The 19,921-nt window shown below is 72.3% G+C and carries 16 protein-coding genes and 1 pseudogene; 7 read left to right on the top strand and 10 right to left on the bottom strand.

All coding sequences use genetic code 11. The annotated features are described in order from the left end of the window. Positions 1 to 151: 151 nt before the first annotated feature. The 9 genes from OG422_RS10010 to OG422_RS09970 all read right to left on the bottom strand — a co-directional run bounded on the left by OG422_RS10010 (position 152) and on the right by OG422_RS09970 (position 11,292). A complete protein-coding gene (locus tag OG422_RS10010; protein ID WP_405742069.1) occupies positions 152 to 1,291 on the bottom strand; it encodes a PP2C family protein-serine/threonine phosphatase in 1,140 nt (379 codons plus the stop codon). A gap of 288 nt (positions 1,292 to 1,579) precedes the next feature. Beyond that, positions 1,580 to 2,866: a hypothetical protein gene (locus OG422_RS10005; protein WP_405742067.1), complete on the bottom strand. Its 1,287-nt coding sequence runs from the start codon at positions 2,864 to 2,866 to the stop codon at positions 1,580 to 1,582. A gap of 381 nt (positions 2,867 to 3,247) precedes the next feature. Continuing rightward, the gene (locus tag OG422_RS10000) at positions 3,248 to 4,228 is read right to left on the bottom strand and encodes an N-acetylglucosamine kinase (RefSeq protein WP_405742065.1); all 981 of its coding nucleotides are present in this window, start codon (positions 4,226 to 4,228) and stop codon (positions 3,248 to 3,250) included. Further along, complete coding sequence (locus tag OG422_RS09995; protein ID WP_405747716.1) at positions 4,219 to 5,472, bottom strand: 6-phospho-beta-glucosidase; 1,254 nt, start codon at positions 5,470 to 5,472, stop codon at positions 4,219 to 4,221. The genes OG422_RS10000 and OG422_RS09995 overlap by 10 nt, the downstream gene beginning before the upstream one ends. A gap of 16 nt (positions 5,473 to 5,488) precedes the next feature. Further along, complete coding sequence (locus tag OG422_RS09990) at positions 5,489 to 6,397, bottom strand: carbohydrate ABC transporter permease (RefSeq protein ID WP_405742063.1); 909 nt, start codon at positions 6,395 to 6,397, stop codon at positions 5,489 to 5,491. A gap of 4 nt (positions 6,398 to 6,401) precedes the next feature. Further along, positions 6,402 to 7,355 carry a carbohydrate ABC transporter permease gene (locus OG422_RS09985; RefSeq protein ID WP_143942281.1) on the bottom strand — a complete coding sequence of 318 codons (954 nt, stop codon included), beginning with the start codon at positions 7,353 to 7,355 and terminating at the stop codon, positions 6,402 to 6,404. Between the two features lie 11 nt (positions 7,356 to 7,366). Then, positions 7,367 to 8,707, bottom strand: a complete 1,341-nt coding sequence (locus OG422_RS09980) for an ABC transporter substrate-binding protein (protein ID WP_405742060.1) — start codon at positions 8,705 to 8,707, stop codon at positions 7,367 to 7,369. Positions 8,708 to 8,765: 58 nt separating this feature from the next. Continuing rightward, the gene (locus OG422_RS09975) at positions 8,766 to 9,902 is read right to left on the bottom strand and encodes an ROK family transcriptional regulator (RefSeq protein WP_405742058.1); all 1,137 of its coding nucleotides are present in this window, start codon (positions 9,900 to 9,902) and stop codon (positions 8,766 to 8,768) included. Between the two features lie 304 nt (positions 9,903 to 10,206). Next, complete coding sequence (locus OG422_RS09970) at positions 10,207 to 11,292, bottom strand: mechanosensitive ion channel family protein (RefSeq protein WP_143942278.1); 1,086 nt, start codon at positions 11,290 to 11,292, stop codon at positions 10,207 to 10,209. A gap of 319 nt (positions 11,293 to 11,611) precedes the next feature. Here OG422_RS09970 and OG422_RS09965 point away from each other — a divergent pair, with 319 nt between their 5' ends. The 7 genes and pseudogenes from OG422_RS09965 (at position 11,612) to alc (ending at position 17,180) form a co-directional block, all read left to right on the top strand. Continuing rightward, positions 11,612 to 12,148, top strand: coding sequence for an HNH endonuclease (locus OG422_RS09965; RefSeq protein ID WP_143942277.1), 537 nt, complete (start codon positions 11,612 to 11,614; stop codon positions 12,146 to 12,148). Positions 12,149 to 12,484: 336 nt separating this feature from the next. Then, a complete protein-coding gene (locus OG422_RS09960; RefSeq protein WP_405742055.1) occupies positions 12,485 to 12,751 on the top strand; it encodes a hypothetical protein in 267 nt (88 codons plus the stop codon). A gap of 130 nt (positions 12,752 to 12,881) precedes the next feature. Next, positions 12,882 to 13,130: a hypothetical protein gene (locus OG422_RS09955; protein WP_143942275.1), complete on the top strand. Its 249-nt coding sequence runs from the start codon at positions 12,882 to 12,884 to the stop codon at positions 13,128 to 13,130. Positions 13,131 to 13,336: 206 nt separating this feature from the next. Then, entirely contained in the window at positions 13,337 to 14,314 is a 978-nt protein-coding gene (locus OG422_RS09950) for an acyl-ACP desaturase (RefSeq protein ID WP_405742053.1), read from the top strand. A 188-nt stretch (positions 14,315 to 14,502) separates the two neighbouring features. Continuing rightward, positions 14,503 to 14,864, top strand: a pseudogene (locus OG422_RS09945) (EamA family transporter); the annotation flags it as partial. A gap of 62 nt (positions 14,865 to 14,926) precedes the next feature. After that, positions 14,927 to 15,928 (top strand): LysR family transcriptional regulator, encoded by a 1,002-nt coding sequence (locus OG422_RS09940; RefSeq protein ID WP_405742051.1) that lies wholly within the window; start codon positions 14,927 to 14,929, stop codon positions 15,926 to 15,928. Between the two features lie 109 nt (positions 15,929 to 16,037). Beyond that, positions 16,038 to 17,180, top strand: a complete 1,143-nt coding sequence (alc, locus tag OG422_RS09935; protein ID WP_405742049.1) for an allantoicase — start codon at positions 16,038 to 16,040, stop codon at positions 17,178 to 17,180. A gap of 66 nt (positions 17,181 to 17,246) precedes the next feature. Here the strand turns inward: alc and pepN are convergent, their stop codons facing one another. Continuing rightward, entirely contained in the window at positions 17,247 to 19,817 is a 2,571-nt protein-coding gene (gene pepN, locus OG422_RS09930) for an aminopeptidase N (protein ID WP_405742047.1), read from the bottom strand. Between the last annotated feature and the right edge of the window lie 104 nt (positions 19,818 to 19,921).

Genomic DNA, 19,921 nt, shown 5'->3' with positions numbered 1-19,921 from the left:
CGCCGGGGCGTCACCGGGCGTCGCGGCCCCCGCCCGCCCCGGGCTGTGGAGTGCGTCACCCGCCACCCGAAACGGTGCCGATCCGACGAATCCGTACGTCCCACCCAAGAGTGGCCGCGACGTTCCGCCGGACCGGCACCGGGCGCCCGGGTCAGGCCGTCGCGGCGTGTCCCGCGGGTGCGGGGAACGGCACCACCGCGACCGTGATGTTGTCGTGGCCGCCGCCGTCGAGCGCGTGCGTCACCAGCGTCCGGGCGCTCTCCAGCGGGCGGACGTGCGCGTCGGCGGGCAGCACCGCGGCCATCAGCTCGGCGGACTCCGCGTAGTTCCACAGCCCGTCCGTGCAGACCACGACGACGCCCGGACCGTCCGGCTGGAAGTGCCGGGTGTGCGGCTCGACCTCGTACGCGTCCGCGCCCAGCCAGCCGGTGATGGCGTGCGCCCGCTCGTCGGCCATCGCCTCCGCCTCGGACATCAGATTGCCCGCGATCATCTGCGCGGCCCACGAGTCGTCCTCGGTGAGACGGGTCGCCGGGACGCTGCGGTCGTCGGGCACCCAGTAGGCGCGGCTGTCGCCGACCCAGCCGACGGTCAGCAGCCCGCCGCCGACCACCGCGCCGACGAAGGTGCAGGCCGGGGCGTTCTCCCGGCGCGGCTCCTGCGGATCGTCCGGCCCGGCCAGCGCGTTCACCGCTGCCGCCGCCACCACCACCGCGTCGTGCATCGCCCGCTGGGCGTGGACCCCGCGCGGCAGCGACTCCAGCAGCGCCTCGCCCGCCGCCTCGCACGCCGCGGCCGACGCCTCGTCGGGCCGGGTCGCGGAGGACACCCCGTCGCAGACGACGGCGACGACGGCGGGCGAACCGTCCTGGAGGGCCGTCGCCGACACCGTGAAGAAGTCCTCGTTGCGGTGGTGGCGGCGGCCGATGTCGCTGACCGCGCCGACGCCCTCCAACTCCCGCTCCATGTGGTCGCGTTCGCGCGGCTGGGCCTGGCCGCAGCGGGGGCAGTAACCGGCCGCGTCCACGCCGCCCGCGCCGCACAGCACGCACCGGCGGATGCCGCGCACCGGCGTCTGCTCGGCGGCGTCGGCGACCGCCTCGTACCCGGCGACCCGCGGGTCGGTGGCCGGTTGCCGTCCGGTCGCCTCCCCGCCCAGCGCCGCGTCGGGGATCCGGGCCTGCGGGTCGGGCGGCGCCGGGTTTCCGGCGCCGCAGCGTCCGCAGCCCGCGCCCTCCTCCTCCGGCGGCTCGCCGCAGCTCGGACACCTGGACGGCCCAGTCACACCCATGTCACACCCACGTCCCGGGGCGGAAACGGTAGGCCCGCTCCACCAGCTCGATCCTTGTCTCGCCACGCCGCGCCCTGCCGCGCGGTCGGCGCCGCCTCCGGCGGTGCGGCGGCTCCGGCGGCACCGCACGGCCCGGTCCGTCGGCCGGACGGGCACCGTGGCCCCCGGAGAGTACCCAGTCCGCGCCGTGGTTCCGTACTCCGGTGGCCCCGCTGGCCGGATCCTCCCGGTGCCGTCCGCCCCGGCCGAAGTCGGCGGACGGGCCGGTGCGTTCGGCCGGGGGCCCGCTCACGCCTCGCCCCGGTCGGGTACGAGCGCCTCCGCCGCCGCCCGCTGGTAGCGCGCCACCGCCGCCTCGGCGGCCCGCAGATCGCAGGGCGCGCTCCACAGCAGCCGCCGGGCCGCGTCGTACCGCTCGGCCGGCAGCGGATCGCCCGCCAGACCGTGCCGGGCCAGCTTCGCCTTGTACGCGTCGAGGCGGCCGCGCAGCTCGGCGCGGACCGCGAGCGGTGCGGTCACCGCCGTCAGTGACTCGCGGGCGCGCAGCAGTTCGTCCTCGGCGCTCTCCTCCAGCCGGTCCAGCAGTGGCGAGAGGCGGTGCCACTGGGCGCGCCGCCGGAAGTCGGCGGCGGCCGTGAGCTGTTCGTGCAGCGCCGTCGACGGGCCGCTGACGGCCGGGACCTCGCACGCCGCGATCTTCGCCAGCACCTCGCCGCGCGCCTGCCGCGCCTCGGTCAGGGTGCGGTCCGCGCGGGAGAGGACGTCCCGCAGGCGCATCAGCCGGGCCTCGGCGTCCTGCCGTACGTCCAGCACCGCCTCGATCTCCCGGCGGACGTCCTCCAGCGCGCGGGCCGCCCGGTCGTAGCGCGCGGTGTCGGGCCGTCCGCCGCCGGGCGCGGCGCTGCCGCCCGCCGGGGCCACCCAGAACGCCAGCGGGTCGGCGATCACCTCGGCGCGCAGCCGGGTCAGCTCGTCGGTGATGTCCTCCAGGTCGTCGCCGGAGGGGTGGGTGCCGGGGCGGACGCCCACGGAGTGCGCCAGCGAGCGGGTGCGCCGCAGCTCCTCGGCGAGCAGGTCGATACGGGCGGGCAGCGTGGACCAGACCGCGTCCGCGGCGACGATGGTGTCCAGCGCGCGGGCGTAGCGGCCGTTCAGCCGTGCCACCAGCTCGCGCAGCGTGCACGGCGTGGCGTCGGCCCCGTCGGTGGCCCCGGTCGCCGGGATCGGTGCGTCGCGCAGCAGGCCGGTCAGTTCGGCGAGGTCGTCGGGGGAGAGCCAGCGCCGCCGCTCGCGCAGCGTGCGGACGGTGGCCAGCGCCTCGGTGTACGCGTCGAAGTCCGCCCAGAGCGCGGCCAGCGAGCGTTCGGTGGCCGCCCAGCGCTCCTTGGTCACGCCGGTCAGGTCCGCGCCCTCCAGCAGCCGCCGCCCCGCGTGGTCCTGGAGCGCCTGTAGCGAGGAATCGATCGCCTCGTACTCGGCGCTCAGCCGCTCCAGCGCACGGTCGGCCTCCTCGCGGTCCAGAGCCTGGCCGGGCGGCCGCTCCGCGGATCCGGGAAAGGGTCCCAAGACCCCCATCGATCACCTCTCCAAACTGCGTACGGGGCGCGGTGGTTGGTGCGCTTCGGCCGCCTCTCGGGTGCTGCTACCCCCACTTTTCCTCAATACTGACGCCCCGGCGCACCGAGTGGGGGCGATCAGGCGGGGTATTTCGCCGACGGTGGTCCCACGATGCCGGAATTGCCGGAATCACCGGAAATGGGGGTCGGGGGGCGGGGTGCGAGCCTCGGGAGCCCTGGCCTCGGAACGTGAGCTGCGGAAGCCCGTGCGCCCGGATCCGGGGCCCGGGGGCCCGGGCCCCGGATCCGGGCGCACACGCGAAAGAGGCGCGGGGCGGTGGCGCGGCGCCCTCCGCAGCCGCCGCCCGCCCCGCGCCCCTGCGCGCGGATCGGTGTGCCGTTACGTCCAGGTCTCCCGCAGTCGCGCGTACGCCGCCGTCGGGGCCCCGGCCCGGTCCAGGGCGGACAGGGCGGCGCCCAGCACCGGGGGAGCGGTCACCACCTGAGCGACCGCCTTCGGCGCGCGCTCCGCCAGCAGCCGGACCACCCGCTCGTGCAGCAGCGGATGGCGGGCGGCCAGCACCCCGCCGCCGAGCACCACCCGGGTCTCCTCGCCGAGGAGCTCCAGCCGCTCCAGTGCGACCGCCGCCAGCAGCACCACCTCGTCCGCCTGCCGCGCCACGATCGACCGGGCCACCGGGTCGCCGTCCGCCGCGGCGTCGAACAGCACCGGCGTCAGCTCGTACCGCCGGTGGTCGGGGAGGTGCCGCAGATGCAGCGCCTCGATCAGTTCGGCCATGGTGGTCAGGCCGAAGTGGGCGGGGAGCGCCCGCGCCAGCGTGCTGGGGCCGCCGCGGCCGTCCTCGGCGCGCGCCGCGAACCACAGCGCCTCGTCGGCGAGATGGCCGCCGCCGCCCCAGTCGCCGGAGATCCGGCCGACCGACGGGAACCGCGCCGTCGCCCCGTCCCGGCCCAGGCCCACGCCGTTGATCCCGGCGCCGCAGACCACGGCCACGCCGCGTGGCTCCGCGCCGTCCGGCAGCCCGGCCCGCAGCAGCGCGAAGGTGTCGTTGGCGACGGTCACCGACCCGGCCCAGCCGCGGCCGGTGATCTCCGCCTCCAGCGCGGCCTCCTCGACCGGCAGATCGGCGTTGGCGAGGTACGCCGCGACGTGCGCCACCGGGCCCTCGGCCCCCGCCTGCGCCAGGACCGACGCCACCAGCGGCGCCAGGACGTCCACCGCGGGGCCGACGCCGACCACCGGCGGCTGGAAGCCCCCGCCGCGGGCCGTGCCAAGCACCCGGCCGTCGGCGCCCACCAGGGCCACGTCCGTCTTGCTGTTGCCCGCGTCGATCGCGAGCGAGGCGCCGCTCAGGCCCACGTCAGGTGCTCCCGGTTGTGTGCGAGGAGATCGTCGGTCAGCTGCTCGGCGTAGGCGATCTGGCCGATCAGCGGGTGTGCCAGCAGCGCCTGGAAGACCCGGTCCCGGCCGCCCTTGAGCGCCGCGTCCAGCGCGAGGCGTTCGTACGCGGTGACGTTCGCGATCAGCCCGGAGAACAGCGGCTCCAGGGGGCGCACGGGCAGTGGCCGCGCGCCGGTGGCGCCGACCGTCGCCGGGACCTCGATCACCGCGTCGTCCGGCAGGAACGGCAGCGTCCCGTTGTTGAAGGTGTTGACGATCTGGGTGTCGCCGGTGTCCCGCAGCAGCGACGACGTCAGCGCCACCGCCGCCTCCGAGTAGAACGCTCCGCCGCGCTTGGCCAGCAGCTCCGGCTTCTCGTCCAGGCTCTCGTCGCCGTACATCTCCAGCAGCTGCTTCTCGATCGCGGCGACCTCCGCCGCCCGCGACGGCTTCCGCCGCAGCTCCCGCACCACCTCGTCGTGCTGGTAGTAGTAGCGCAGGTAGTACGAGGGGACGACGCCGAGGCGGTCCACCAGGGAGCGCGGCATGTGCAGGTCCTCGGCGACCGCGTCGCCGTGCTCGGCCAGCAGCCGCGGCAGCACGTCCTCGCCGTCGACGCGGACCGCCCGCTCCCACGTGAGGTGGTTGAGCCCGACATGCTCCAGTTCCACCTGTTCGGGCGTGACGCCCAGCAGGCGGGCGAACTTCCGCTGGAAGCCGATGGCGACGTTGCACAGCCCGACGGCCCGGTGGCCCTCGGTGAGCAGCGCCCGGGTGACGATGCCGACCGGGTTGGTGAAGTCCACGATCCACGCGTCGGGGTTGCGCCGCCGCACCCGCTCGGCGATGTCGAGGACCACCGGCACGGTCCGCAGCGCCTTGGCGAGCCCGCCGGCGCCGGTGGTCTCCTGGCCCACGCAGCCGCACTCCAGCGGCCACGTCTCGTCCTGGTTGCGGGCCGCCTGCCCGCCGACGCGCAGCTGGAGCAGGACCGCGTCGGCGCCGTCCACGCCCGCGTCCAGGTCGGAGGTCCAGGAGATCCGGCCCGGGTGGCCCTGCTTGGCGAAGATACGGCGGGCGAGCCCGCCGACCAGCTCCAGCCGGTCGGCCGCCGGGTCGATGAGGACCAGCTCCGCAAGCGGCAGGACGTCCCGCAACCGCGCGAAGCCGTCGATGAGTTCGGGGGTGTAGGTCGACCCGCCGCCGACCACGGCGAGTTTCATGGGAACAGCCACAGGTTCAGCCCTTTACTCCGGTGAGAGTGACGCCTTCGACGAAGGCTTTCTGTGCGAAAAAGAACACGAGGATGACCGGAACCATGATCAGCAGCGTCGCCGCCATGGTCAGATTCCAGTCGACGTTGTGTGCGCTCTTGAAGGATTCGAGGCCGTAGGAGAGCGTCCAGGCCCCGGGGTTCTGCGCCGCATAGATCTGCGGGCCGAAATAGTCGTTCCAGCAGTAGAAGAACTGGAACAGCGCGATGGCGGCGATACCGGGCTTCGCCATCGGCACGACGATTTTCAGCAGCGTACGGACCTCACCGCAGCCGTCCACCTTCGCCGACTCGATGTACTCCTGCGGAATCGTCAGCAGGAACTGCCGCAGCAGGAAGATGGAATACGCGTCGCCGAACGCCATCGGAATGATCAGCGGCCACAGCGACCCGGACAGGTGCAGCTGCTGCGCCCACACCAGATACATCGGAATGACGATGACCTGCGGCGGCAGCATCATCGTGGAAATCACCAGGATCATCGCCGCCCGGCGGCCACGGAAGCGGAACTTCGCCAGCGCGTACGCCACCGGAACCGCCGAGCACACCGTGAAGAGCGTGCCCAGGCTCGCGTACATCAGGGAGTTCTTCCACCAGTCCAGAAAGCCCGGGGTGTGGAAGACGGTGGCGTAGTTGGACCAGTGCCATTCGGTGGGCCACAATTCGCCGCTCATCGCCTGGCCGTCGCTCATCACCGACGTCAGAAAGACGAAGGCGAACGGCAGCACGAAGAAGAGCGCGGCGGCGACGGCCACCGTGTGCACGGCGATCCAGTGCAGCAGCCGGGTGCGGCGGGCCCGCAGCGCCGGGCCGATCGCGTCGCCGCCGCCGGTACGGGCAGGTGCGCCGGGGGCGCTCAGGGTCGTGGTGGTCATGGGATCAGTCCTCCGCCGGGAGCAGGCCCGCGCGCTTGCGCATCAGCAGGGTGGTGACGGCCATGGCGATGACGAAGAGCACGAGCGAGAGCACGCACGCCGCGCCGGTGTTGAAGTTCTGGAAGCCCAGCGAGTAGACGAGCTGCGGGACGGTCAGGGTGGAGTGGTCCGGGTAGCCGGGCTGGATGACCGTGCCGGGGCCGATGGTGATGCCGGAGGCGAGCTTCCCGGCGACCAGTGCCTGCGTGTAGTACTGCATGGTCTGCACGACGCCGGTGACCACCGCGAACATCACGATCGGGGTGATCGCCGGCCAGGTGACGTAGCGGAACTTCCCCCACGCCCCGGCGCCGTCCAGCTCCGCCGCCTCGTACTGCTCGCGCGGCACGTCCAGCAGCGCCGCCATGAAGATCACCATCAGGTCGCCGATGCCCCACAGTGACAGCAGCACCAGCGACGGCTTCGCCCAGTTCGGATCGTTGAACCACGAGGGTGCGTCGATGCCGACGGCGCCGAGGATCTCGTTGACCGGCCCGGTTCCCGGGTTCAGCAGGAAGACGAACGCGACGGTCGCGGCGACCGGCGGTGCCAGATACGGCAGATAGAACGCGGTGCGGAAGAACCCCGCCCCCGACTTGATCTTCGTGACGAGCAGGCCGATACCGAGCCCGAAGACCACCCGCAGCGCGACCATCACCACGACCAGCCACAGCGTGTTCCACAGCGCCGGACCGAACAGCGGCATCTGTGTCAGCACGTACTTCCAGTTCTTCAGCCCCACAAAAGCGGGCTGTTCGATCTGGTTGTAGTGCATGAACGAGAAATAGATGGTGGCGAGCAGCGGATAGCCGAAGAAGACCGAGAAGCCGACCAGCCAGGGGGAGAGAAAACCGACCGTGCGCAGTTTCTCGCGCATTTTCTTACGGCGCAGCGCGGGCGCGCGGGTGTTGAGTGCCATGGCGGGCTCCGTCAGTTCTCGGACTGGAGGTTGTCGGCGTCGATCTGCGAGTCGAGGGTCCGCAGTCCCTTGTCGAGATCGGGGACCTTTCCGGCTTCGACGTCGTAGGAGAAGTCCTGGAGCGTGGTGACGTACTGCCCGCCGTTGTTGGATGGCGGCAGCGCCGAACTGTGCGGGTTCTTCGCGATGTTCAGAAAGCTGCGGAACGTCGGGTCCGCGTCCAGCTTCGGCGATTTCAGCGCGGCGAACGTCGAGGGGACGTTGTGGATGGCGTTGGCGAAGGCGACCACCTGATCGGTGTCGGCGGTCAGGAACTTCACCAGTTCCCAGGCGGCATTCTGATGCGTGCTGCTGTGCGCGATTCCGGCGACGGTGCCGGTGAGATAGCCGCGCCCGTAGGTGTCCGCCTGGTCGTCGGGGACGGGCAGCGGCGCGGTGTCCCAGTGGAACTTCGCTTTGGCGTCCTTGAGCATCAACCCGCGCCATTCGCCGTCCAGATGCATCGCCACCTTCTGCGTGAGGAAGGCGTTCTGCGACGACATCTCGTCACCGAACATGGTGCGGAACTTCTCCAGCGGACCGTAGCCGCCCTGCGCCTTGATCAGCGCGAGCTGCGTACGGAAGAAATCCTTGCTGCGCGGATCCTTCGCCAGCGCCGCCTTGCCCTTCGCGTCGAAATAGGTGGGACCCCACTGCGCGAACAGCCGGTCCGGACTGTTCTGGTACATCCGGAAGGCGGGCATGAAACCCACCCGCCGGTACGAACCGTCCTGCCGGCGCTTGGTCAGCTTCGCCGCGTCCCGCTCGAATTCCGACATCGTCCGCGGCGGCCGGGAGATCCCGGCTTCCTCGAACGCGTCCTTGTTGTAGTAGAGCCCGAACGCGTCGGCCAGCAGCGGCAGCGCGCACTGCCGCCCCTTGTACTGCGTGTAGTCGAGCAGCGTCTTCGGAAAGACCTTCTCCTTCTCCATCCCGCTCTTCTTCAGGAACGGATCGAGATCCGCCCACATGCCCGAGGAGCAGTACTGCCCGACGTTGTTGGTGGTGAACGACGACACGACATCGGGGGCGTCGTCCCCGCCCGCCCGCAGCGCCTGGTTCATCGTCTCGTCGGTGACATTGCCGACGACCTCGACCTTGATGTTGCGGTGGAGTTTCTCGAAGCGGGCGATGCTGTCGTTCACCGCCTTCACCTCACCCGCCTCCGACCAGCCGTGCCAGAACTTCAGCGTCACCGGCTTCGTCGGATCGTCACGGTCACTGCCGACACTCGGCCGGGCACACCCCGAGACGAGCAGCCCGGCACCGGCCAGCGCCACGATCAGACACCGGCGTACGCGCGTGGGTGACATGGCGCACTTCCTTTACCGCGGGAGGAATGAAAGGAGTAATCGAGCAGGAAAAGGGAGTTCAGGCCGTGTTGAAGACGATGTCGCGGGCGGCGGCGAGTGCGGTGCGGAGCGCGCCGGTGAGAATCGGATTGCCTTCGAGGTGGCTGATGCGCAGTTCGGGCCGGGGCAGCGTCAGCCCGGTGAACTCCTCCTTGACCAGCGCCCGCAGCTCCTCCCCGCCGGCGTGCGCGACCGACCCGGACAACACCACCAGCTGCGGATCGACGACGGCCACCACGGCGGCGAGCCCGGTGGCCAGCCGTCCCGCGACCTCCGTGCGTACGGAGTCGACGCGCAGCGCCTCCTCGACGGTGCGGACGTGCCCGGCGCCGTGCCGGTGGGCGAGTTCGACGACGCTGGGCGCGCCGACCAGGCTCTGGAAGCCACCGCCGCCGTCGGGCTGCGCGGCGCTGCGGTCCCCGCCGCGCGCCAGCGGCGCCCCGGGCAGCGGCATGTAGCCGATCTCCCCGGCGCCGCCGGTCGCCCCGCGCAGCAGCGTGCCGTTCAGCACGATCGCGGCGCCGACGCCCTCGTCCGCCCAGACCAGTACGAAGTCGTCGTAGTCCTGGGCGGCGCCGTCGTGCTGCTCGGCGACGGCCGCGAGGTTGACGTCGTTCTCGATCTCGATGGGCGTGCCCAGGACCTCCGCCAGCTCCTCCTTGAGGGCCCGCGAGTGCCAGCCGGGCAGATGCGGTGCGTACCGCAGCCGCCCGGTGCCCGGGTCGAGCGCACCGGGCGTGCCGATCACCGCGCCGTGCAGCTGCTCCCGGCCCAGCCCGGCCTTGGCGAGCGCCGCGTCGACGGCCGCCGCGACCAGCTGCGCCGTGCGGTGCGGTACGTCCTCGGCCACCGCGTCGGTCCCCACCCGTGCCTCGCCGCGCACCTGCCCGGCGATGTCGGCCACGGCCGCCGTGATCCCCTCCTGATCCACGGCGAGCGCGGCGACCTGCGCCACGAACGGATTGACCTCGTAGAGTTGGGCGTTGGGCCCCGGGCGCCCGGTGACGTTGCCGGTGGTCCGCACCAGCCCGACGGCCTCCAGGCGCGCGAGCAGCTGCGAGGCGGTCGGCTTCGACAGGCCGGTCAGCTCGCCGATCTGGGTGCGGGTCAACGGCCCTTGGGACACCAGCAGGTCGAGCGCGGCCCGGTCGTTCATCGCCCGGAGTACCCGAGGCGTTCCGGGCGTCCCCTGCCCCGCTGCGGCCATGTGCGCACCCACCTCTTTCCCGGTGGCCCCGCCACCATCTGTTAGGAAACTTTCCAATCGGTTGCAAGGACGGTAGGGCGCGCCCAGAGCGGCCGTCAATGGTTTACGCGCGAAGATTTTTCCCGGAGGTGGCCGGAACGTCATCTGCCGCCCACCGCCCGGCCGTTGCCCCGCGCCGCAGGTCCCGCCACGCGAACAGCCCCCGTACCGCGCGGTGCGGTACGGGGGCCGTGGGGCGTCGGCGTGCGGGCCGTTACTTGCCCAGCTTCGGCCGGGCGATCGGCGCCGCGGCGAGGGACTGCGGCGAATCCGGGTTGTTGAGCGCGGACGGCGCGGCCACCGCGGCGGACGGGTCCGCGGCGCCCTCGTCCTCCTCCGGCTCCGGGCGCGGTGCGAGGCGGATGGCGGCGCGGTCCAGCGCCTGCTTGACCCGCCAGCGCAGCTCCCGCTCGATGCCCGCGGCCTTCCCCGGCATGGTCCTGGCCGAGATGCCCAGCGTGACGGTGTCCAGGGAGACCTCGCTCAGGCCCAGCACCTCCACCGGCTCCCACAGCTGTTCGTTCCACGGCTCCGCCTTGGACATCTCCTCGCCGACGGCGGTGATGACCTCGCGGGCCCGCTCCAGGTCCTGGTCGGCGGCGAGCTGCACATCGACGTGGGCGGTCGACCAGCCCTGGCTGAGGTTGCCGATCCGCTTGACCTCGCCGTTGCGTATGTACCAGATGGCGCCGTTCGGCCCGCGTAGCTTCGTCACCCGCAGACCGACCTCGATGACGGTGCCGGTGGCCACCCCGGCGTCGATCTCGTCGCCGACGCCGTACTGGTCCTCCAGGATCATGAAGACGCCGGAGAGGAAGTCGGTGACGAGGTTGCGGGCGCCGAAACCGATCGCGACGCCCGCCACACCGGCGCTGGCCAGCAGCGGCGCCAGGTTGATGCTGAGGGTGGACAGCACCATCAGCGCCGCCGTCCCCATGATCACGAAGGAGGCGACGGAGCGCAGTACCGAACCGATCGCCTCGGACCGTTGCCGGCGCCGCTCGGCGTTGACCAGCAGACCGCCGAGCGCGGTGCCCTGGGCGGCGCTCGCGGTGCGGTTCATCCGCTCGATGAGCCGGGTGAGGGTGCGGCGCACCACATGCCGCAGCACCACGGCGATCACGATGATCAGCACGATCTGGAGGCCGGACGCGACCCACGTCCCCCAGTTCTCCTGGATCCACCCGGCGGCGTTGGTGGCCTTCTCCGTCGCGTCGTCGAGCGAGGTCGGGCCGGTGGCGTCGGGCGCCGGGGCTGCGCTGTAGGGCGCGGCGGCGACCGGCAGGGCTGACCAGTGCACAGCAGAACCTTCCGTGTGGGGCGGGACGCCCGGACCGAGGTGGCGCCACGGCTCGGGCAGACCCACCACACTAACGGGGCAACGGACCTGAACCGCGCCCTTGTTCGAACGCCGACGGTTTCCGGAGGGTTCCCGCAGCGCCGCGAGTGCGCCCGAATGAGGGCGAAGTAACACCGTGCCGCGCGAACTGAGGGGGTGTGCCGGAAAACACCTCCGGCCCGTTACCCGGTCATGGTGGCGCCGCGGCCGGGCACCGGGTGACACTGGGGGAGATCGTCCCGGCGCGAGCCACGCGCCGCCGGCGTACAAGGAGGCACCCGTGCCGCATGTCCTGGTCCTCAACGCGTCGTACGAGCCGCTCGGCGTCGTACCGCTCCGCCGCGCGCTCATCCTCGTCCTCAATGAGAAGGCCGTCAGCCTTGAGGAGTCCGGCGCCCTGATGCACAGTGCGACCCGCGTCATCCCCGCCCCGAGCGTGGTCCGTCTCAAACGCTTCGTGCGGGTGCCTTTCCGTGGCCCCGTTCCGCTCACCCGGCGGGCACTGTTCGCCCGCGACGGCGGCCGCTGCATGTACTGCGGTGGCGTCGCCACCAGCGTCGACCACGTCATCCCCCGCAGCCGCGGCGGCCAGCACACCTGGGAGAACGTCGTCGCCGCCTGCCGTCGCTGCAACCACGTCAAGGCCGACCGTCATGTCGCCGAGATCGGCTGGCGCCTGCGTCATCAACCGGCCCCGCCGTCCGGCTTGGCCTGGCGGATCATCGGGACGGGCCACCGCGATCCGCGGTGGCTGCCGTATTTGCAGCCGTACGGCGCCGACGACGCCCTGGCCCGGATCAGTGCCGTGACGGCATAGATCCGGGCCTTCGTGTGCCGGGCCCGGCCCGGGGTGCGCGGGCCGCTGGGCGGGTGGGAGCGCCGTCCCGCCGCGCGGCGCCCTTCGCGTCCCGGGCCGTCGCGCGTACGGGGGCGGCCTCCGTGCGACGGGTCGGCCGGCGGCCCCGCGCCCCGCAGAACTTGCCGCCGGGAACCCGCTCCCGCCGCAATCTGTGCGCCCGGCCCGGGGCCGTACCGCGAAATCGCCCGTCCCGAGCCATATGATGTGGGTCACGTTTACCGGGTGGGGGCGTCTGTGATCCGGATCGCTGGGTAGTTCAGCCCTTGTCACACTGCCGATGAACGGGAGGCCCTCGTGGCCGGGTCCGCTCAGTTGCTCCTCGACGCCCTGTCCTCCACACCCGGCGACGGGCCCGTGGAACCGGACCTCTTCGACGGGCTCTCCGGCCCCGACTGCCTGGACGGCTCCGGCTCCGGCAGCTTCATCGAACCGCCGCTCACCAGCGAGCCGCCGCTCGCCGACGCCGCCCCGCTGATCAGCGAGGTCCCGATCTCCGCCGAACTGCCGCTGACGAGCGAGCCGACCGCCGCCGGTCTGGGCACGGAGTCCATGGAGGTCTGACGGCCCCGGGCCGTGCGGCCCGGGGCCGTCCCGGTGCCGCCTGATGCCCGTGCGGCCGCCTTTCTCCGGCGGTGCCGCCTTGCGTCACCCCGGGCGCGCGGGCGGTCGGGGCGTCCTATACGTTGAGTCCGTGAGCAACAAGGTCAAGAAGAATGCCCTGCGCGCCGGAACCGTCACGGCCGGCACCGCGCTGATGCTGCTGATGTCGTCCCCCGCGTTTGCGCTCACCCGCGACGACGGTGACGACCCGGGTCCGGGTCTGAGCGTGCTCTCCACGCTCGGCCTCTACGTCGCTGCCCCCATCGTTCTCTTCCTGGTCATCGCCGGGCTGGTCGTGGCGGGCGACAAGTCCCGCAAGCAGGCCAAGCCCAAGGGCTGACGCCGGGCGCCGACGCCTTCGAGGGCGCCCTTCGGTTCGTACGAACCGAAGGGCGCCCTTTGTCGTTTCCGCAGGTGAACGAGGTGAAATCGGGCGATTTGGCAGGGCGGGCGCTTAACTCGACCTCACCTACGATGCCGTAACCTACGGAGCCGTAGGTCCAACCTACGGAGCCGTAGGTCATCGTCGTCCCCAGGAGTTCCCCCGTGACCATCGCCCCCGCCCGCCATGACGGAGAGCCTGGCCTCAGTGCCTGGAGCGACGCCCACCTCCTCCACGCCCTCGAAGAGGTCGTGGAGAAGGAGCTGAACCGCCATCTGAAGGTCGCCAAGGAGTGGATGCCCCACGAGTACGTGCCGTGGAGCGACGGCCGGAACTTCGACGGCGTCATGGGCGGTGAGGCGTGGGCGCCCGAGCAGTCCAAGGTGACCGACATCGGCCGCATCGCCCTCGTGGTCAACCTCCTCACCGAGGACAACCTCCCCAGCTACCACCACGAGATCGCCACCCTCTTCGGCCGCGACGGCGCCTGGGGCACCTGGGTGCACCGCTGGACCGCCGAGGAGGGACGGCACGGCATCGTGATGCGCGACTACCTGCTCACCAGCCGCGCCGTGGACCCGGTCGAGCTGGAGCGGTTCCGGATGGCCCACATGTCGGAGGGGTTCGAGTCCGACAACAGCCACAGCATGCTGCACTCCGTCGCGTACGTCGCGTTCCAGGAGCTGGCCACCCGTATCTCGCACCGCAACACCGGCCACCACTCCGGTGACCCGGTCTGCGACCGGATGCTGACCCGGATCGCCACCGACGAGAACCTCCACATGGTCTTCTACCGCAACCTCCTGCGCGCCGCCTTCGAGCTGGCCCCCGACCAGACCATGGCCGCCGTCCGCGATGTCGTCACCGGCTTCCGGATGCCCGGCCACGGCATGCCCGGCTTCGAGCGGGCCGCCGCCCGGATGGCCATCGGCGGCATCTACAACCTCCGCATCCACCACGACGACGTGCTCCAGCCGGTGCTGCGCCACCTCAAGGTGCTGGAGATCGGCGGCCTCGGCCCCGTCGGCCTGGCGGCGCAGGAGGAGCTGGGTCTGTTCATGGGCGGGCTCGACGACCAGGCGCGCAAGTTCGACGAGCGGCGCGCCGCCCTGAAGGCCCGCCGGGCCGCCCGCGCCGCGTAGGTCACACCGTTCAGTTCGACTGAACGGAACACGTCGAATATTTCGATGGACCTGATGTTTCCGGTACTGCCACGGTGCCACGGTGGGCGGGCACCCTCCCGACCGAAAGGGCACCGTGGCAGTTCTGGAACGGCCCCGCACCCCCGCGCGGGAGCGGCGCGCGCCGTCGGCCTGACGCTCGCCCCCTCTTGCTGCGCCGCCGCCCCGACGGCATCGGCCAAGGCGCCTACCTCTTCATGACGTTCGCCCTGGGCGCCGCGATGCTGCTGCCCGCCTACGGCGTCAGCCTCGCCGTCGAGGGCGGCTTCCCGCTCACCGCCGCCACCGCCGGGCGGCTGCTCCCAAACGGCGTCCTCTCCTCCGCCGTCGCCTTCTTCACCTGGAACAAGGCCGTCGCGCCGCCCGCGCCGGAGTCGTCCACCACCTGCAGCCGGTCTGCGTGGCGCTGCTGTCGTACGCGGTCCTGGGCGAGGGCGCCGGAGCCGTCCAAGTGGTGTGCATGGCGCTGATCGTCGCCGGGGTGGTGCTGGGGGCGGGCGGCAAACGGTGAGCCCGCCCGAGGGCCGCCGCCGGGAAGCGGTGGGCGCGCCCCCGGATGCGTACGCTGCCCGCATGGCCGACTGGGACATCAAGAAGCTGCGGATCCTGCGCACGCTGCACGAGCTGGGCACGGTCACCGCGACCGCCGAGGCGCTGCACCTGACGCCGTCGGCGGTCTCCCAGCAGCTGGCCGGACTCGCCAAGGCGCTCGGCGTCCCGCTGCTGGAGGCCCACGGCCGCCGGGTGCGGCTGACCGGCGCGGCCCATCTGGTGCTCCGCCATGCCGACGTCGTCTTCGCCCAGTTGGAACGCGCCGACGCGGAACTCCTCGGCCATCTGCGGGGCGAGGCGGGCCGGGTCCGTATCGGCGCGTTCTCCACCGCGATTCCCGCCCTCGTCGTCCCCGCGGTCCAGGAGCTGCGCCGCACCCATCCCGGGCTCGCCGTCGCCGTACGGGAGGTCGAGGCGGAGGCCGCGTACGAGCTGCTGGCCGAGGGCAGCGTCGACCTGGCGCTCTCCCTCGCCGCGCACGCGCCCACCCCCAGGGACCCCAAGTTCAGCCGCCTTTCGCTGCTCGCCGACCCGCTGGACGTGGCGCTGCCCGCCGGGCATCCGCTCACCGCCGAGCCGGGGCTGCGCCTCGCCGATCTCGCGGGCGAGCCGTGGATCTTCGGCAGCAGCGGCCCCTGGTCGCAGATCACCACCGCCGCCTGCGAGAACGCCGGTTTCGTCCCCGAGCGGGCGCACGCCGCCGCCGACTGGAACGCGATCTGGGCGATGGTCGCCGCGGGCATGGGCGTCGCGCTGGTGCCCCGGATGGCGCGGCCCGGCGGCGTCGGCGCGCCCGTCCGGGGCGCGGGCGGCGGCCCCGGTGTCGTCCTGCGGGTCCTCCACGCCGACCAGCCGCGCCGCCATGTCGTCGCCGCCGCCCGCCGCGGCTCCGAGGGGGCGCCGGGGCTGTCCCGGGTGCTGGCCGCGCTCCAGCAGGCGGCCGCAGCGCGCGCCAGTGCCCGTACGGCGCCCGCGGACGGCGACGCGCCCCCGGACGGGCCGCCCACCGTTCAGTCCAGCTGAACAACGACCTCACGAACTGTCGATGGACCTGCCGGGTGGCCGCTGCGACGGTGGAGAGGTCCGCAGCGCCGCACCACCGAAGGGCGCCTCACTTCACCGAAGGGCGACGATGACCACCACCCCGGCCGACTCCACCGATCCGCACGCCAACGACGCCAACCCGTACGGCGGCGGCGACCCCTTCGCCGACTACCGCGGCGGCGACTTCGCCTTCACCTCGCTCGTCGACCTCGCCGACCGGCGGTTCGGCGCCGGGGTGATCGCCGCGAACGACGAGTTCTTCGCCGAACGCGAGAACCTGCTGAAGCCCGGCCCGGCGGTCTTCGACCCCGAGCGCTTCGGCCACAAGGGCAAGATCATGGACGGCTGGGAGACCCGTCGGCGCCGCGGCGCGGACGCGGACCACCCCTTCCCGACCGACGACGAGCACGACTGGGCGCTGATCCGCCTCGCCGCCCCCGGCGTGATCCGCGGCGTCATCGTCGACACCGCCCACTTCCGCGGCAACCACCCGCAGCAGGTCACCGTCGAGGCGACCGCCCTCCCCGGCAGCCCGGGCCCCGAGGAGCTGCTCGCCTCCGACGTGAAGTGGGAGGAGATCGTCCCCCGCACACCGGTACGCGGCCACGCCGCCAACGGCTTCGAGGTCATCGCCGAGCGCCGCTTCACGCATCTGCGCCTCAAGCAGCACCCCGACGGCGGCATCGCGCGGCTGCGGGTACACGGCGAGGTCGTGCCCGACCCGGCGTGGCTGACCGCCCTCGGCACCGTCGACCTGGCGTCGGTGCTGCACGGCGGCGCGGTGGAGGACGCCTCCGACCGCTTCTACTCCTCGCCCACCCAGATCATCCGGCCCGACCTCTCCCGCAAGATGGACGACGGCTGGGAGAACCGCCGCCGCCGCGTCAAGGGCACGAACGACTGGGTCCGCTTCCGTCTCGCCGCGCGGGGCGAGATCCGCGCGATCGAGATCGACACCGCCTATCTGAAGGGCAACTCCGCGGGCTGGGCCGCGCTGTACGGCTGCGACGGCACCCCCGAGGACGACGCCTCCTGGTTCGAGATCCTGCCCCGGACCGGGCTCCAGCCCGACACCCCGCACCGCTTCGCCCTGCCCGAGGCGGTCACCGCCACCCACATCCGGCTCGACGTCTTCCCCGACGGCGGCCTCGCCCGGATGCGCGTCCACGGCAGCCTCACGGCCGACGGGCGGGACGCGCTGGAGGAGCGCTTCACGGCGCTCGGGGGCTGACACCGCGTACGAAAAACGGGGCGCCCGGGACCACACGGTCCCGGGCGCCCCGTGTACGAAGGGCTGTCAGCCCGCCGCAGCGTCCGCCGCGCGGGCCTTCAGGGCCCGCTCGACGCCCGCCCGGGACTCCACGACCAGCCGCCGCAGCGCCGCGCTCGGCTCCGCGGACGCCAGCCACGCGTCCGTCGTCTCCAGCGTCTCGGGGGAGATGTGCAGCGTCGGGAAGAGCCCGATCGCGATCTGCGACGCCATCTCGTGGCTGCGCGTGTCCCAGACGCCCTTCACCGCGGCGAAGTACTTCGCGGTGTACGGCGCCAGCAGCTCCTCCTGGTCGTACTGCTGGAAGCCGCCGATGACGGCCTCCTGCACCGCGTTGGGCAGCGTGTCCGCCTCGACGACCGCGGCCCACGCGGCGGCCTTCGCCTCCGCCGTCGGCCGTGCCGCCCGCGCGGACGCCGCGTGCTGCTCACCCGCTGAGGTGCGGTCGCGCTCCAGCTCCGCCGCGATGGCCTGCTCGGCGGCCCGGCCGGTCGCCGCCAGCCGGCCCAGCAGCGACCAGCGCAGGTCGGTGTCGATGACCAGACCCTGCACCGTCTCGGTACCGTCCAGCAGTCCCTGGACGAGGTCGAGGTGGGCGCCGGAGCGGGCCGCCGCCGTGAACGCCCGGGCCCACGCCAGCTGGTGGTCGCTGCCCGGCGCCGCCGCCCGCAGCTGCTCCAGCGCCGCGTCCGCCCACCGGGCCATCCCGGTCTCGCGCCACGCCGGGGCCGCGTACATGCTCAGCGCCAGCTTCACCTGGCGGTGCAGGGACTGGACGACGCCGATGTCCGACTCCTTGCCGATGCCGGAGAGCACCAGCGCCAGGTAGTCGCGGGTGGGTAGTTCGCCGTCGCGGGTCATGTCCCACGCCGACGCCCAGCACAGCGCCCGCGGCAGCGACTCGGTGAAGTCCCCGAGGTGGGCGGTGACGACCTTCAGCGACTCCTCGTCCAGGCGGACCTTCGCGTACGACAGGTCGTCGTCGTTGAGCAGCACGACGTCCGGCCGCCGGGTGCCCGCCGGGAACGGCACCGCGGTCAGCTCGCCGTCCACGTCCAGCTCGATGCGGTCGGTGCGGACCAGCTTGCCGTCCTGGAGGTCGTAGCAGCCGATCGCGATGCGGTGCGGCCGCAGCACCGGCTCGCCCGTGGCGCCGGACGGCAGCGCCGGCGCCTCCTGCCGTACGTGGAAGGAGGCGACGGTGCCGTCCGCGGCGAGGGTGATCTCGGGCCGCAGGATGTTGATCCCCGCGGTCTCCAGCCACTTCTTCGACCAGGTTTTCAGATCCCGGCCGCTGGTCTTCTCCAGCGCGCCCAGCAGATCGCTCAGCCGGGTGTTGCCGAAGGCGTGCGCCTTGAAGTACTCCTGCACGCCCTGGAAGAACGCGTCCATGCCGACGTACGCGACGAGCTGCTTGAGGACGCTGGCGCCCTTGGCGTACGTGATGCCGTCGAAGTTGACGAGGACGTCGTCCAGGTCACGGATGTCCGCCATGATCGGGTGCGTCGACGGCAGCTGGTCCTGGCGGTAGGCCCAGGTCTTCATGGAGTTCGCGAACGTCGTCCACGAGTGCGGCCACTTCGAGCCCGGCGCGTATGCCTGGCAGGCGATCGAGGTGTAGGTGGCGAACGACTCGTTCAGCCACAGGTCGTTCCACCACTCCATGGTGACGAGGTCGCCGAACCACATGTGCGCCAGCTCGTGCAGGATGGTCTCGGCGCGCGTCTCGTACGCCGCGTCCGTCACCTTCGAGCGGAAGACGTACTGGTCGCGGATGGTGACCGCGCCCGCGTTCTCCATCGCCCCGGCGTTGAACTCCGGCACGAAGAGCTGGTCGTACTTCTCGAAGGGGTACGCGTAGTCGAACTTCTCCTGGAACCAGTCGAAGCCCTGCCGGGTGACGTCGAAGATCTCCTCCGCGTCCAGGTACTCGGCGAGCGACGGCCGGCAGTAGATGCCCAGCGGCACCGTCCTTCCGTCCGCGCCCTCCCACGTGCTGTGCACGCTGTGGTACGGCCCGGCGATCAGCGCCGTGATGTACGTCGAGATGCGCGGCGTCGGCGCGAACGTCCAGACCGTGCCCTCGGGCTCCGGCGTCGGCGAGTTGGAGATCACCGTCCAGCCCTCCGGCGCCGTGACGGTGAACGCGAACGTCGCCTTCAGGTCCGGCTGCTCGAAGGAGGCGAACACCCGCCGGGCGTCCGGCACCTCGAACTGCGTGTACAGATACGCCTGCTGGTCGACCGGGTCGACGAAGCGGTGCAGCCCCTCGCCGGTGTGGGTGTACGCGCAGTCGGCGACGACGGTCAGCTCGTTGCGCCCGGCGAGCAGTCCGGGCAGCGCGATCCGCGAGTCGGCGAACACCTCGGCCGGATCCAGCGCCGCGCCGTTGAGGTGCACCTCGTGCACGGTCGGCGCGATCAGGTCGATGAAGCTCTCGGCGCCCGCCTCGGCGCAGTCGAAGCGCACCGTCGTGACGGACCGGAAGGTGCCGCCCTCCTGCGCGCCGGAGAGATCGAGAACGATCTCGTACGCGTCCACGGTCAGCAGCCGCGCCCGCTGCTGTGCCTCGTCGCGGGTCAGGTTCGTGCCAGGCACCAGGTCATCTCCTCGTAAGAGTCCTCGTCTGCGGGGTGCGGCCATCCTTCCACGCCCGCATTGTCGGGGTCGGTAGGTACTGTGGCCGAAGAGGCAGTCGGCAC

The organism is Streptomyces sp. NBC_01525 (genome assembly GCF_045040405.1).
GTDB lineage: Bacteria > Actinomycetota > Actinomycetes > Streptomycetales > Streptomycetaceae > Streptomyces > Streptomyces benahoarensis.
The sequence above is the reverse complement of the archived record's forward strand: the minus strand, read 5'-3'. Positions and strand labels throughout refer to the sequence as shown.